The following is a 16,249-nucleotide window of genomic DNA, read 5'->3' as shown; positions in this document are numbered from 1 at the left end:
AGAAATGAAATTAAGATCATTCGTTTTATTCGTTTACGTTTTCGCTTTCGGGACCAGTTCAGCACAGCATAAATACACTGCCCCTACTGATCCGCTGGTCATTGAAAAACTGGGACAATGGCAGGATCTGAAATTTGGATTGTTTATGCATTGGGGTACTTATAGTCAGTGGGGAGTTGTTGAGAGCTGGAGTCTTTGCCCTGAAGATGAAGACTGGACAAAACGCCGCGGTCCATATGCAAACAAGTATTTCGAATACGTGCAAGCTTATGAAAAACTGCAAACCACTTTTAACCCGGTGAAATTCGATCCCGCAAAATGGGCTGCGGCCGCGAAGCGAGCCGGCATGAAATACGTTGTGTTCACCACCAAACATCATGACGGGTTCAATATGTTTGACACCAAACAAAGCGACTATAAAATCACTGATCCAAAAACGCCATTTTCATCGAACCCCAAAAGCAATGTCGCGAAAGAAGTGTTTGATGCTTTCCGGAAAGAGAACTTCCTTGCCGGTGCCTATTTTTCTAAACCTGATTGGCATAACAAAGACTACTGGTGGCCATACTTCCCACCAAAGGACCGTAATGTAAATTACGAACCAGTGAAATATCCCGAAAGATGGACTGCTTTTAAAGACTTTACCTATAAACAGATTGAAGAATTAATGACGGGTTATGGTAAGATTGATATCCTTTGGCTCGACGGAGGTTGGGTGCGGCCCTTATCAACAGTAGACACATCGATCTCCTGGCAGAAGGGTATTAAAACTGACCAGGACATCGAAATGCGGAAGATTGCTACTATGGCCAGGAGTCATCAGCCCGGTTTAATAGTTGTTGACCGCAGTGTGCCGGGGGAGTTTGAAAACTATACCACACCGGAACAGGAGGTTCCTCACGAACCCCTATCCTATCCCTGGGAAACCTGCATGACCATGGGTGATTCGTGGAGTTATGTTCCAAATGATAAATACAAGTCGGCCCACCAGCTCATCCACTTGTTGGTAAAGGTGGTTTCGAGGGGCGGTAATTTTTTATTGAATATCGGCCCTGGTCCTGATGGAGACTGGGATCCCGTTGCATACGAAAGACTCAATGAAATTGGTGAATGGATGACGGTAAACAGTGAAGGGATATATAATAGCAAATCCATTGCGCCTTATTCTTCTTCAAACACGTTTTTTACCCAAAGCAAAGATGGCAAAAAGCAGTATGCATTTTACCTGCTCGAAGATAGTGTGAAGACGGGCAACACTGTTACCATTAAGGGTATAATTCCATCAAAAAAAGCAGTGATTTCGCTTGCTGGTTATAAAGGTAAATTGAAATGGTCGGCCACGAATGATGAGATCGTTATCAATCTTCCATCTAACGATCCTAAAATTAAAAATCAAAAACATGCTTATTGTTTTATTATTCAATAGGCAATGTTAGTTTCAATTAACATTGTTTATGATTCTTTTGTGAATTATTCTTTTGTGTATGGTTCTGTGCATTTGATTGTTCATAACCAGGTTTTTATTTTCCCTCAAAATAAACTTAATAAAGGCTTGACAATGGTCCTGAAGCAAGGGTTTTGCTTCATTAGATTTTGTTCAATAAAATTTCAAATAATTTACAACTCGTGGCACAAATTGCGAGATCTTCCATAAATAGACTTTAAATTTGCGGCATTCCACTAAAACCTTAATCAAGCATGAGTATGGTAGACGCATTCGAAAAGATCCCGGTAACGATATATCCAGACCTTAAACAAGGCTCGAAGTATATCGCCAATGAAATGGCTGCCCTGATCAGGGAAAAGCAGGGCACCGGAGAAAAATGTGTACTTGGACTGGCAACAGGATCAAGTCCAAAATCAGTTTATGCTGAACTGGTGCGGATGCACAAAGAGGATGGTCTGAGTTTTAAAAATGTAGTTTCGGTTAATCTTGATGAATACTACCCTATTGATAATGATGCGCTGCAGAGTTACAACCGCTTCATGAAATTTCATTTGCTTGATCATGTAGATATCGATCCTGCAAATATTCATATACCGAATGGGGAGATAAAAAAAGAAAATATCAAAGCCTATTGCATGGCTTATGAAAAAACGATAGAGGATCTGGGTGGTATCGATCTTCAATTGCTCGGGATAGGTAACAACGGGCATATTGGTTTTAATGAACCCGGTTCAAGTATTTTTTCCAAGACAAGATTGGTTACGCTTGATAATGTAACACGTATTGCAAATTCATATGAGTTTGCCAACATTACGCAGGTTCCGAGATTGGCTATTACCATGGGCATCTCGCGCATTATGAAAGCAAAGCGCGTTTTGCTGATGGCCTGGGGCCAGGGCAAGGCTGTGGTTGTTCAAAAAGCTGTGGAAGACCAGGTAACAGAACAGATACCGGCATCATTACTACAACAACACAATGAATGTGTTTTTATACTTGATGAAGCCTCTGCGGCTGAGCTTACCCGTTATAAGTCTCCCTGGCTCACCGGTGAACTGGACTGGACGCCGAAGATGATCCGTAAGGCTGTGATCGGTCTTTCGCTTAAAACAGGTAAACCTTTGCTTAGCCTAACCAATAATGACTACCGTGATTCCGGCCTGAGCGATCTGCTGGTTGAAGAGGGTGATGCCTACCAGCTGAACCTCCAGGTATATTATATGATGCGTGACTCTATTACGGGATGGCCCGGTGGTAAGCCAAATGCTTTGCTGCCGAATCATCCTGAACGTTCGCAGCCATATCCGAAAAAAGTTATTATATTTTCTCCGCATCCTGATGATGACATCATTTCAATGGGTGGAACATTTCAGCGACTGCACGACCAGGGTCATGACGTGCATGTTGCTTACCAGACTTCAGGGAATATTGCGGTGACGGATGAGTTTGTCACAAGATTTATGGACTTCGCTGTTGGGTTCGAAGAAATGTTTGGGATGGAAAGTAAAAAGTCCCAGGAGATTTTAAATACTGCGCGGGCTTACCTGATGGGTAAAAAATCCAACCAGGTAGATACGCCCGAAATTCGCGCTATCAAGGGTCTGATCAGGCGCTGTGAAGCAAAAGCCACCTGCCGTTATGTTGGAATCAGCGACGATAATTATCATTTCATGAACCTGCCGTTTTATGAGACCGGGACCATCGAAAAGAAACCGATGGGTGAAGAAGATGTTGTGCTTACCGTGGAACTGCTTCGAAAACTGAAACCTCAGCAGGTTTTTTGCGCCGGCGACCTGGCCGATCCGCATGGTACTCATAAAGTTTGCCTTGATATTGTGTTTGAAGCGCTAAGACGTATAAAAACCTCCGGAAATGCGGCTGACTCGTGGGTGGAAGATTGCTGGATGTGGTTGTACAAGGGAGCCTGGCAGGAATGGGATATAAGTGAGATTGAAATGGCTATCCCGATGAGTCCGGACCAGGTGATGAAAAAACGTTTCGGAATTTTCATACACCAGTCGCAAAAAGATATGGTTCCCTTCCAGGGTTCAGATACCCGGGAGTTCTGGCAGCGGGCCGAGGACCGTAATGCGGCGACAGCTGAGCTGTATGCCAAGCTTGGATTAACTAAATATGCTGCTGTTGAGGCGTTTGTGAGGTGGCATTACTAGTTTGTTGTGCTCCCGGATGCATAAGTAAATCAATGGATTTCTTTAAATTACCTTGGGAGTTATTACGATTTGCCTTATTTTTGCCGTCCAATTAAAATAAGCCTGCAGATATGCAAATCTGGTTTATTTCGGCTGCGTAGCTCAATTGAATAGAGCATCTGACTACGGATCAGAAGGTTTCAGGTTTGAATCCTGACGCGGTCACAACATGAGATATCAAATGATATCAGATCCCAGCAAAACACTTGATTTTGCTGGGTTTTTTGTTTTTGGGAGTGTCAGATTATATCAAATGTTATCATAATTCTGGTGAGTAAATCGGGAGTTACCCGGGTTCGATAAAAATTCAATGCCGAATTTCACCAAAAGGCGCTGCCAGACTGCAATTCAAAAGACCCAGTTGTGAAAATCTTTGAATTTCAGAAACGATTTTCATTGACATTCACCGACAAGTATTCACCGAACATTTTTTAATTAAACAAATGGACGATGAACAACAAACACAGCTTTGCAGTGATAAATATGCATACCTGCAAAATGAAAGAACCGTGTTTGATTCAATCGGATGGGCTTTAGAAGATAAGATTGTTATGGATTTATTTTTGGATTGCGCCTCTGAATTGGGTTTGGGACAAGAGTTGGACATCGAACATAGACCGGGTGATACCAAGAATCCCTATGACTTTTTAAAAGCCGAAAACTTAAAAACAGCTAACACAGATTCCCATATTAAAAAGGCAGTGAGCTTAGTGTCCGCACAACGTTAAAAAACAAACAATGGATTTTTCCTGCGCGGTTGATCAATCAATTGAAATTTTGTCAACCACTGTTTCGCGAATTTCACTATATTTTCCATGGTTGTAAAAGGACATAACTTGAATAACTTTTATGCGTTTAATTGGTTGTTTTGATTGTTCAAAACTGGCTGAGGTTGGAAAAGTCCATAGAAATCTCGGGGCTTCTATACAGCTTAAATAGGTCTGGTTGGAAAAGTGTTTGTTCCAATGCTGGATATACTGTTGTATAAAAAGATTAAATGCTTCTTTTGATTTTTCATCAAAACAAATTTTTCCATTTTGTTCTTCAAAAGAAAAAAGTAATTCATCTGAGTCCAGCTTCATAATTTGTTTACTAATACTATAGTCTGAGGAAGTACCCCAAACAATTGACATTAAAGGTTTATTGTCTAAATAGGCAAAAGATCCCAAGGTGAATTGATAATCAAACGGAGCAAAAAATTTCGGGGGAAGTTTATAAGTTTTTCCACCTTCGGTTTCTGCTTCAAATCGATACGTATAAGTTACAGGAACGTTAAACCAGGCTAAAACTACAGGTCTGCTCCAAAGACTTCCGCTGATAATTAAAATCATTGAAACAATCAGGTATTTCAGGTTGAAGATGGGCAAGGTTGAAATTCCATCTTTTTTGAGGAACAAATACAAAAAAGCTCCATCCAATAAAATCCATACCCAGAAAAAGATCCCCGTGACAAAGAAAATGCCTAAATGAAAAACTACCCAGCCGCAAAGAAAAAATTTAACCGAATGGCGATTCAAAAAGAAAAACATAGAGCCGAATTCAGACATCAAAGTCAGTATTTTCAAAGGGATATTAAAATAGCCTAATTTTTGGGTGATTAATGAGATGGTTTGTGAGTCTAAAAATCCAAGCCAACCATTGGCATAGGTTGCGGGCAAAAGGAAATTTAGCTGGTCATATAAAATCCAGTTTTGTCTAAATTTTGCAAATCCCGGAACCCAATAATGGGTTGCTATTAAACAACCTGCTAAAAAAACAAAATCGGCGATTGGGAGTTTTTTGACTAACAGATAAATCAGGAAGAAAGAGCTGAAAAGAGTTAGCAGACGAATTGGGAGAAAAGGGATTGCAAATGAAAAGCCTTGTAAAACTGTAAATTGCCAAATAATCGGGAGGAGAATTGTTAGAAAGGGTAAAACAAAAACAGGTCGCCAATAGATGAATAAAAGAAAAATAAATAGCAAGACTCGGTCAAAATAATGACCTTGGTCATAATACAGATTGTAATTATAGGTGGCAAAAACCCAGGTTAAGGTTCCGGAAGCTATGATTACTAAAAAGCGGATAAGTTTTCCTTTAGGAAAGTCTGTCCAGGAACAAAATAAGTTCTTGCGGAACAAAAATAAAGTGAACGCTGAAATAATAACAAATAAGAGATACCAGGTTGTGAAAATATGTTTTAAGAAAGCAAAATAAATAAAAGGTCCCTGGTAATTTATAAAAGAAAGATTAGTTACTTTCATCAAGGATCTGTCCAAAATCACATAAAGAAAAAGCACACTTCCGATACGAACAAGAAACGATTTAAGGTCCGGCTTTTCTGCTAAGCTCTCAACTGCCCATTGTTTGAGCCAAAACTGGTAAATGGTCGTTAATTTCAACATAAAAGAGTGCATCATTAACTTAATAACAAACGCTGTAAAACAGATGTGTAACTGTTCAATAAAATTTAACCTGAAAGAAGGGTGAATCCACAGTACACAAGAAAGGAAATTGAAGGCTTTAGGCAGCGAACAATGTCTTTAAGGTACACAAATATCTATCCTTACGAAGAAAGTAAATGTACTTTACCTTGAGATTCAAAATATACAGCGATAAAATCCAGCCTCTCCTGTTTTACGTACATAACGATACACTCCATATCCTACCATTAATCTTGCCGCCTGCAAGCGACAGATGGTGGACCTTACATTTTAGGTGTTCGCTCAAAGGATAGAGGTCAGATAATATCCACTTGAAGGCAATGACAAAAAACTCATAATGGCTGTCTCACAAGGAGGCATTTTGTTTAGGTTTATCATCATTAATCAGCTAAAACTTGCAACATTTGCCAGTTTGTTTTAGATTTCAAAGAATTATATTTGTTAAGACCCCAAAAAATATGATCTTCAAGTAGAAAGATTGCGTCAGCCAAAACAATATGCGTGCAGATAAAAACAAAACCCTAGTCTTATCAAGTTTCGATATTCAGGAAATTTTGCGGCATTTTGGAGTTGACTGGACTATGATGACGCTGGTTGAACGATTAAGAACTGCCATCAACGATTACAATCCTCAAAAATTATCTATTCCCGTTCGAAGCGGATTTCAATATGAAAAGCCAGAACCAGGTTTGATTGAATGGATGCCTCTCTATAACCAGGACGATCAAGGCGGGAAAGTTTTAATAAAGGTAGTCGGATACCATCCATCTAATCCAGGCAAATTTAATTTACCAACAATTGTTTCGACAATTTCTGAGTACGATACTAATTCAGGACATCTCTGTGCTCTGATTGACGGAGTTTTGGCGACTGCAATCCGCACGGGAGCGGCATCGGCGGTAGCAAGTAAATTGATGGCGAAACCGACAAGCTCTATTTTGGGATTGATAGGTTGCGGAACCCAGGCAATTACACAACTTCATGCAATTTCTCTGTGTTTCAAAATCGAGCGCGTTTTAATTTACGATATTGATCCGAATGCTTCATCCTCGTTTGAAAAACGGTGTTCGGCATTGAATTTAGATATTGATTTTTTGAGTACGACTATTGAAGAGATCGTTAAAAATTCAGACATTTTATGCACGGCAACATCAATTGATATCGGAGCCGGTCCTTTGTTTTCCAATATCGAAACAAAACCGCATTTACATATCAACGCAGTCGGTTCCGATTTTCCTGGCAAGGTTGAAATTCCACTTGAGTTACTGCAAAAATGTTTTGTTTGTCCTGACTTTATCGGGCAGGCAATCGTTGAAGGCGAATGTCAACAACTTGAGCAAAAAGATATTGGGGCTGGATTGATTGAGGTTGTCCAAAACTCAGACAAATATGCATATCTGCAAAATGAAAGAACCGTGTTTGATTCAACCGGATGGGCTTTAGAAGATAAGGTTGTAATGGATTTATTTTTGGATTGCGCTTCGGAATTGGGTTTGGGACAAGAATTGGAAATTGAACATAGACCGGGTGATACCAAGAATCCATATGATTTTTTAAAAGCCGAAAACTTAAAAACAGCTAACACAGATTCCCATATTAAAAAGGCAGTAAGCTTATTGTCCGCACAAGGTTAAAAAACAAACAATGGATTTTTCCTGGTCGGAAGAAGATTTAAACTTTAGAAATGAGGTCATCCAGTTTGCAAAAAGCGAATTGAATGATGACATAATTACGAGAGATAAAGAAGGGATCTTCTCACGTGATCTGTGGCAAAAATGTGCAGATTTCGGAATACATGGTTTAGCTACTCCACAAAGGTTCGGTGGCAAGCTTCCTGAGGTCGACATCTTACGCAGTGTCCTGGCAATGCAGGCATTGGGTTTTGCCTGCAAAGATGGCGGTTTAGTTTTGGGATTAAACGCACAGATGTGGACAGTTCAGATGTCAATCGTTTTATTTGGAACTGAAGAGCAAAAGCAAAAGTTTCTTCCAAAATTAACCAATGGTGAGTGGTTGGGAGCTCACGCTTTAACTGAAGCAGAATCGGGTTCGGACGGATTTAATATGAAGATGACTGCCGAAAAGAAAGACGGCGGTTATATTCTAAATGGCGAGAAATGCCTTGTGACTTTGGCTCCAATTGCAGATATGGCCATTGTTTTTGCCAATGTAAATCCTAAATTAGGCAAATGGGGCGTCAGCGCTTTTTTGGTTGAAAAAAATTCAGAAGGTTATGAAGCCAGCCCGGTGCGGGAAAAAATGGGATTACGAACCGTTCCGATTGGTGAAATAAATCTCAAAAATTGCTTTGTTCCCGAAGGAAACCGGCTGGGAAAAGAAGGGGCAGGTTTCAGTATCTCTAATTATTCGCTTGAGTATGACCGTTGCTGCATTCTCGCCGGCAGTTTAGGTGCCATGGAACGACAACTTGAAGAATCAATCGAATTTGCAAAAAACCATAAGAGATTCGGGCAGGTAATAGGAAGTTTTCAATCAGTTTCAAACCGAATCGCCGATATGAAGCTTCGGATCGAAACGTCAAAGCTGTTGCTTTATAAAATGGCTTGGTTAAAAAAACAAAACAAACCCGCCATGCTTGAAGCAGCCATGTTGAAACTACATCTGAGCGAGAGTTTCGTGGCTTCAAGTTTGGATGCCATTCGAAATAAAGGTGGAAATGCCTACCTGGTCGATTACGGAACAGAACGAGACCTGAGAGATGCGGTCGGAGGCGTTTTATATGCCGGCACCTCGGATATACAGAGAAATATTATTGCAAAAATGGTAGGATTATAAAAACGATTTAAAAATTTCTAGCATTATAGAAACGATATATTTATTACCTGGAATCATAAAAAACTCGGCAAATCGATTTCCCGATCATGTTGCATTTCGATATGAAAATGAGTCGTTAACTTTTTCAGCGTTAGTAACGCGTTCAAATCAATTGGCTTTCATGCTGACTGAACTTGACGTGAAACGCGGCGACCGGGTAGGTGTTTTTTTAGATTCCTCTTTGGAAACAGCAATTGCTGTTTATGGAATTATGTCTGCCGGGGCAGTTTTCGTTCCATTGGACTCAAATGCTCCGCCTGCCCGGATAGCTTATGTAATAAATGATTGCGGCATCAGACATATCATCAGCGGGAAAAAACAAAGCCGTTCTTTGAAAAAAGTTTTGCAGGAAAATATTTCGCTTGAAGTTGTGATTGGAATCGACGAAAAGCTCCCGGTAAAAACAGTTTCCTGGGAAGAAATTGCGCAAATAAGTCCATCTCAAACTGTTTCTGTTCGAATGTTGGAGGATGATTTAGCTTATATAATGTATACCTCGGGAACCACCGGAACGCCTAAAGGTATTATGCATTCACATCGTAGCGGATTAGCATATGCAAAACTTTCCATGGATTTATATGATGTGAGACCAACTGATATTTTAGCTAATCACTCGCCTTTGCATTTTGATATTTCAACGATGGGCTATTTTACGATGCCGCTCGCCGGCGGAACAACTGTGTTAATTCCCGAAAGTCATAAATTAATCCCGGCAAGTCTTTCGCAGTTGATGGAAAAAGAACGAATCACTATCTGGTATTCTGTGCCGTTAGCCCTTATCCAATTGCTACAAAGAGGTGCCCTGGAGGGCAGAAAATTGGATTCTCTGCGCTGGGTGCTTTTTGGTGGTGAACCTTTTCCGGCAAAACATTTACGAAGTTTAATGAAGTTATGGGACAAGGCTGTATTTTCTAATGTCTATGGCCCCGCGGAAGTAAATCAATGCACCTATTTTCATCTTTCGGAATTGCCCGAAAAAGACAACGCAATTCCGCTGGGGTATGTCTGGAATAATACAGAGGTTTTGATTATTGATAATAATGATTTGGAAGTTGGCGATGGTGATACCGGCGAACTCCTGGTGCGCACGGCAACCATGATGAAGGGTTATTGGGGTAAATCCGAATTAACTCAAAAAGCTTTTTTTAGAAGAGAAAAGTTTCCGAATGCAGCCGAAATATTTTATCGAACCGGCGACCTGGTTTGGCGAAAAAGTGACGCGCAATTGATGTTTGCCGGAAGAAAAGACAGGCAGATTAAAATTCGCGGCTACAGAATTGAACTTGATGAAATTGAATCTGTTTTAATTTCTCACCCGTATATACTAGAAACGGCGGTTTACAATATAAAAAACGAAGAAGATCAGGCTGTCGAGGCAATAGTTGTACTCAGCGATTCAGGTCGTGAAACCGAGGAAAACATAAAGGAATTTTTAGCCGCCAGGTTACCAGCCTATGCCCTTCCGCGAAGAGTATATTTTAGCGATAAAATTCCGAGAACTCCGGCGGGGAAGATCGATTACAAAGAGCTAAAAAACTAGTATACTGCCTAACGTTACAAAGACAATATGGATTCAAATCAGGTAATAATTATAAAGTATATTCAGGACAATTTGCTTACTGGAAAAGGCGAAATCGAACTAACGCCTGAAGATGATTTGTTGGGTAGCGGCTTATTAGATTCGATGGGTGTGATGCGACTGGTCGGTTTTGTTGAAGAAACCTTTCATATAAAAATTCCGCCTGAAGATATCGTCATAGAGAATTTTATGGATGTTAAAGCGATTACGAACTATGTAGAATGTCAGCATGTCGATAATGAACCAAGCCCTCAATAATTTATCTTATTTGACGCAAAGTCAACTTTTGATTTGGACAGGACAGCAATTAAGTCCGAATGTCCCGCTTTATAATTCTCCCTTCACCTTTGAGCTGGCCGGCGAAATTAATGTTTCTCATTTTCAAACGGCATTTCAAATATTGATTGATAAAAGTGATTCAATGCGGACTGTGTTTGAGTCTATAAACGACATTCCGCAAACAAAACTCCTTGATTCAGTTTCTTACAAAGTCGAATTGCTGGATTTCTCAAAGGAAAAAGATTCAAACGAACAATTTCAGACCTGGCTCAATGAAAGGATGAAGAAGAGCTTTGAACTATCAAAGCCACTTTTTGATTCGGTTTTAATTAACATGCCAGACAATAAATTTACCTGGTATTTTAATCAACATCATTTAATCTGTGACGCTTCCGGGGTAGCTGTTCTATACAAAGTATTTACTAAGATTTATAGGCGCCTGGCAGAAGGGGCGACAACCACGGATATTAAGATACCCCTATTTCAAAACTACGTTGAATATGAAAAGACAAACAGGCTTAATTTAAAAAATGCTGCAACAAAGGCATATTGGGAGGAGAAATTACAGTCTGTCCCGAACAATTTAAAGTTATACGGGAAAAGTGTTGAAAAGAACACGACCTTTTCTAAAAGGGTTTCTCTTCCATTAGGAAAACAACGAACAGAAAAGCTGCTCGAAATAGCTAAAGAAAAGGACTTTCGCCTGCTGAATTCTCAGCTTACCCTCTTCAACATCTTTGCTTCGGTCCTGTCTGTGTACCTGGCCCGGATAAGCAATGAGCAAAATAATATAGCCTTCGGAACTCCGGTTCATAACCGATCTACACCGGATTTTAAAGAGACGCCGGGATTGTTTATTGAGTTCTTTCCTTTCACCACTGAAATAAAAAATGAAGACACCTTTGTTTCCTTATTCAAGCGCGTCAGCAACAAAACATATGAATTTTTGCGGAACGCTCAACCAGGAGCCAGCTCACCAAAATTAAACCGCGCTTTTAATGTTGTTCTCAATTATATAATTACAGATTTTCCGGATTTTAATGGAATTCCTTGTGAAGCTGTTTGGCACCATCCGGATCATTCGGATTCCGGCCATTATCTCCGGCTTCATGTTTACAATGATAATTCTGATTCTATAAAGCTCTATTTCGATCTGAACCTGGCAGTTTTCAGCGAAAAAATGTTTGACACGGTTCCGAATCATTTTCTAAAACTTCTCGACGCTTTCATTGAAAATCCCCATCAATCGATCGGGCAGGCTTCTTTATTAAGCGAGGCCGAATTTCAGCAAATCGTCATCGATTTTAACAACCATAAAGAAGTAGAGAACAAACATGTTCTTGAACTTTTTCAAATCCAGGTTCTAAAGAATCCAGAAAAAACAGCTGTTTCGGATAAAACACAAAAGTTAACCTATGCCGATTTGGATGAAAAATCCAATCAGCTGGCTAACTATTTAATTGAAAAAGAAATCACAGCTGGAAAACGGGTTGCAATTTATCTCAATCGTTCTGTGGATCTGATTATAAGCATCCTTGCGACCTTTAAGGCGGGCTGTGCGTATGTTCCGATCGCTGCCAATAACCCGCGCGGTCGTGTCGCCGATAGAATCAAAGAGTCGCAGGCGGCAATTGTTTTAAGCAATAGTAGTCTTGCTGCCGACATCGACGATTTACAGGTTCCTGTTTTACGACTTGATGCCGATTGGCACCGTATCAAAGAACATAAAACAGCGAATCCGGATAAAATGATTATGCCGGAAGCACTCGCTTATATAATGTTTACTTCCGGCTCGACCGGTCAGCCAAAAGGCGTTCAAATTTCGCACCTCGCTCTTGCTAATTATATAAACTGGGCAGGGAAAGAATATGGAATAACCGATCAGGCTACATTCCCATTGTTTACGACCATAGATTTTGATTTAACCGTTACATCGATTTTTGTTCCCCTGACATTCGGCGCTTCGATCATAATTTATGAAGAAAGTAAAACGGGACCCGATTTGGCGATTTTTGATGTTATAGAAGACAACCGGGCTGATGTCATAAAATTAACACCATCGCATTTAGGCCTGCTAAAAGAGCGTGATCTTAAGAATTCCCGTCTTAGAACGATGATCGTTGGCGGTGAAGATTTCAAACGGGATTTAGCTGAAAGTATAGTTGAATCATTTCACCACGAAATAGCTATATACAACGAATATGGTCCTACAGAGGCGACTGTTGGTTGCATTGTGCATCGTTATGATTTATCAAACGATTTATCAAATTCTGTCCCGATCGGTAAACCAATTGCAAATATGCTGGCTTATATTCTGGACGAAAATCTAAACCCGGTTCCGCAAGGCGGAGTAGGAAAGCTCTTTATTTCGGGCGATGGTTTATCAGTTGGATATTGGAATGATAAAGAACTTACCGAACAAAGATTCCTGACGAACCCTTTTCAGCCGGAAACAAAAATCTATGATACAGGCGATTTAGCCCGTTTGAATTCAGAAGCACAAATTGAATATTTAGGGCGAAAAGATCAACAGGTTAAAATCGGCGGAATTCGTATCGAACTTGGCGAAATCGAATCAGCATTGTCAAAACACGCCGGAATAAAAGATTGTGTGGTTGAAATGATTAACGGCAAAAGATCCGTGTCCGTTGAGTCGGTTACAAATTGTATCCGATGCGGTTTGCCTTCAAATTATCCGCAGGTGGAGTTTGATGAAAAGGGCGTTTGCAATTACTGTCTTTCATTTGAACATTACCGGCAAAATGCTCAAAAATATTTCAAAGCTCCGGCCGATCTGCAAAAACTACTTGATAACGTAAAAGTCGAACGAAAGGGTGAATATGATTGCCTGGTACTCTTAAGCGGTGGCAAAGACAGTACCTATGCGCTTGCTAAATTAGTGGGAATGGGAGTCAGCGTTCTCGCTTTTACTTTGGATAACGGCTATATTTCAGAGTCGGCGAAAGCGAATATCAGGCGGGTAGTGAACGTTCTGGGTGTTGATCATGTCTTTGGCGAAACCCCGGCAATGAATGAGATTTTTGTTGATAGCCTGAAAAGGTACAGCAATGTCTGCAACGGATGTTTTAAGACGATTTACACCCTGAGTACCCAAGTTGCCTTCAATAAGAAAATTCCTTTTATCGTTACGGGACTTTCGAGAGGGCAGTTTTTTGAAACGCGCCTCACCGAAGAACTTTTCTGGAAAGATGATATCGCAACAATTGATAAAACCATCCTCGAAGCACGTAAATCCTATCACCGGGTAGATGATGCGGTAAAAAGGTTACTGGACACTTCGATTTTCAATGAAGATTCCGTTTTTGAAAAAGTTCAATTCCTGGATTTCTACAGATTTGTTGATGTTGATTTTGAGGAGATGATGAATTACCTGGACAAACACCTTCCATGGATCCGTCCATCGGATACAGGGCGTTCGACGAATTGCCTGATCAACCAGGTCGGCATTTATGTTCACAAAAAAGAGCGCGGCTACAGTAATTATGCATTTCCTTACAGCTGGGATGTACGGATGGGGCACAAAACCCGGGAAGTGTCTTTAGATGAAATAAACGAGGAAATTGATGAAAATGAAGTAACACGGATATTGGGAGAAATCGGGTACAGTTCGAAAGATGTCAATACTGATAAAAATCTCGTCGCCTATTATATTGCCGATGCTGAGATTTCTACTAGCGATTTAAGAAATAGTCTGAAAAATTACCTGCCGGATTATATGATTCCAACGTACTTTAAACAGATGGAATCATTCCCCCTGACAGACAATGGAAAAGTTGACCGAAAGGCTTTGCGGAATCTGGCAGTCATTTCCAAAGAAGTAAATACCGATTACGTTGCACCTGAAACGGAATTTGAAAAAATGCTTTCAGAAATCTGGTCGGAAGTTTTGCAAATAGGAAAACCAGGCGTGCACGATAATTTTCTTGAAATAGGTGGCAATTCACTGGCTGCCATCAGGATCACGTCAAGGGTAAACAACGCTTTCGATTTGGAATTACCAGTTAATATCGTTTTCGAAAGTTCAACCATATCACAACTAGCTGACCATATTGAAAAGTCAATCTCAATGATGCTGGCAGAATTAAACAGGTAATTTTTTTTGACGATTCGACGAGATAAGATATTATGAAACATCCATGTAAAGGATATTACATACAGGGGCGTGTTCGCTGGATGTTCTCCCGCTAAGGCGGGACAAGCTATCCGACAGATAAAAAAATAATAAGAACGGATGAAAACTCTTAAAATACAGGTACTTCTTTGTTTTTTGCTTATCACGGCTTTTCACTCAAGGGCCCTGGCACATTTTCCGGATCAGAGCTACATTTATCTTCAAATTCAGAAAAACTCCGTCGCAGGACATTTTGAGATATCGACCTGGGATTTAAACAAGGTTTTCGGCCTGCACTTAAAAGTCGGACTGACAAAAGAAGATTTAGCGCCGCATCTTTCAAAAATTCAGGAATATTTACTGCAAAACGCTTCATTTAATTCTGTGGAGGAAGGCGATTATCAAATACGATTTACTGAGCCGGATATTTTAAGAGCAGAAAATTTCGGGGACTTTGTTTTGCTGAAATTTCAACTCGAAGGAGTAAAAAAAGTTCCCGAAAAACTCAATGTCCAATACGAAGCTTTTCTCAAAGAAATTTCCGGACACACTGCCCTGCTCGTCATTGAAGAAAACAAGAATACGGGATTAGCTAACAACGAATCAATGTATTCTCTTGAGTTTTCACCGGGTAAAACCAGGCAGGAACTATTGACAACAGAAGGTTTTATGCTGCGTTCGCTCTGGGTAATGGTCCAATCGGGAATCTGGCATATTTGGATCGGATTTGATCACATTTTATTTCTGTTGGCTTTGCTTTTACCTTCTGTCTTGAAATTGCGTTCCAAAGACGGGATTCATCCGGGCGGGTCCGATAACAGCGTGTGGATACCGGTCGAAAGACTTAAACCTGCCCTCAAAAACGTAGTAAAGATTGTCACCTTCTTTACAATCGCCCATTCGATCACTTTATGCCTGGCAGCATTTGAGATAATTAGCCTGCCTCCCAGACTGATCGAATCAATTATTGCGATCTCTATTTCGCTCGCTGCAATTCACAACATTTACCCTCTCTTCTCGGGAAAAGAATGGCTTATTGCTTTCGGCTTCGGACTGTTTCACGGTTTTGGCTTCGCCAGCGTTCTGGTTGAAAAAGGGCTTCCTGGAAATTACCTGGGGCTTTCAGTATTTGGTTTTAACCTGGGCGTTGAGATCGGTCAATTGGCAATAATTCTTCTGGTGTTCCCGATTTTGTACCTATTACGCAAAACATTTTTGTATCCAAAAATCCGTGTGTTCGGCTCCATAATCCTTATATTCTTTTCGCTATATTGGTTTATCGAACGCGCCTTTAATGTTGACTTAACGTTCTTCAGAACTATCAAAAAAATTGTAGGGCTTTAATTT

General features: G+C 40.3%; 10 protein-coding genes and 1 tRNA gene. 10 read left to right on the top strand and 1 reads right to left on the bottom strand.

Annotated elements, in window-relative coordinates:
- The first annotated feature begins 4 nt into the window (after window positions 1–4).
- The 4 genes from VK664_RS29315 to VK664_RS29300 all read left to right on the top strand — a co-directional run bounded on the left by VK664_RS29315 (window position 5) and on the right by VK664_RS29300 (window position 4,382).
- Window positions 5–1,426: an alpha-L-fucosidase gene (locus tag VK664_RS29315; RefSeq protein ID WP_461402301.1), complete on the top strand. Its 1,422-nt coding sequence runs from the start codon at window positions 5–7 to the stop codon at window positions 1,424–1,426.
- Window positions 1,427–1,704: 278 nt separating this feature from the next.
- Complete coding sequence (gene nagB / locus VK664_RS29310) at window positions 1,705–3,615, top strand: glucosamine-6-phosphate deaminase (protein ID WP_461402300.1); 1,911 nt, start codon at window positions 1,705–1,707, stop codon at window positions 3,613–3,615.
- A gap of 130 nt (window positions 3,616–3,745) precedes the next feature.
- A tRNA-Arg gene (locus VK664_RS29305) sits at window positions 3,746–3,819 on the top strand.
- Between the two features lie 278 nt (window positions 3,820–4,097).
- Entirely contained in the window at window positions 4,098–4,382 is a 285-nt protein-coding gene (locus tag VK664_RS29300) for a hypothetical protein (RefSeq protein WP_461402299.1), read from the top strand.
- Between the two features lie 33 nt (window positions 4,383–4,415).
- Here the strand turns inward: VK664_RS29300 and VK664_RS29295 are convergent, their stop codons facing one another.
- Entirely contained in the window at window positions 4,416–5,897 is a 1,482-nt protein-coding gene (locus tag VK664_RS29295) for a hypothetical protein (RefSeq protein WP_461402298.1), read from the bottom strand.
- Window positions 5,898–6,574: 677 nt separating this feature from the next.
- Here VK664_RS29295 and VK664_RS29290 point away from each other — a divergent pair.
- From VK664_RS29290 to VK664_RS29265, 6 genes are all read left to right on the top strand, one after another.
- Window positions 6,575–7,711, top strand: a complete 1,137-nt coding sequence (locus VK664_RS29290) for an ornithine cyclodeaminase family protein (RefSeq protein ID WP_461402297.1) — start codon at window positions 6,575–6,577, stop codon at window positions 7,709–7,711.
- 10 nt (window positions 7,712–7,721) lie between these two features.
- Complete coding sequence (locus VK664_RS29285; protein ID WP_461402296.1) at window positions 7,722–8,873, top strand: acyl-CoA dehydrogenase family protein; 1,152 nt, start codon at window positions 7,722–7,724, stop codon at window positions 8,871–8,873.
- Between the two features lie 13 nt (window positions 8,874–8,886).
- Window positions 8,887–10,452 carry an amino acid adenylation domain-containing protein gene (locus VK664_RS29280; protein WP_461402318.1) on the top strand — a complete coding sequence of 522 codons (1,566 nt, stop codon included), beginning with the start codon at window positions 8,887–8,889 and terminating at the stop codon, window positions 10,450–10,452.
- Window positions 10,453–10,479: 27 nt separating this feature from the next.
- A complete protein-coding gene (locus VK664_RS29275; protein WP_461402295.1) occupies window positions 10,480–10,749 on the top strand; it encodes an acyl carrier protein in 270 nt (89 codons plus the stop codon).
- Window positions 10,721–14,884, top strand: coding sequence for an amino acid adenylation domain-containing protein (locus VK664_RS29270; protein WP_461402294.1), 4,164 nt, complete (start codon window positions 10,721–10,723; stop codon window positions 14,882–14,884). The genes VK664_RS29275 and VK664_RS29270 overlap by 29 nt, the downstream gene beginning before the upstream one ends.
- A 138-nt stretch (window positions 14,885–15,022) precedes the next feature.
- Entirely contained in the window at window positions 15,023–16,246 is a 1,224-nt protein-coding gene (locus tag VK664_RS29265; RefSeq protein ID WP_461402293.1) for a HupE/UreJ family protein, read from the top strand.
- Window positions 16,247–16,249 lie beyond the last annotated feature (3 nt).

Source organism: Flavitalea sp. (assembly GCF_035489435.1).
GTDB lineage: Bacteria > Bacteroidota > Bacteroidia > Chitinophagales > Chitinophagaceae > DATHKG01.
The sequence above is the reverse complement of the archived record's forward strand: the minus strand, read 5'-3'. Positions and strand labels throughout refer to the sequence as shown.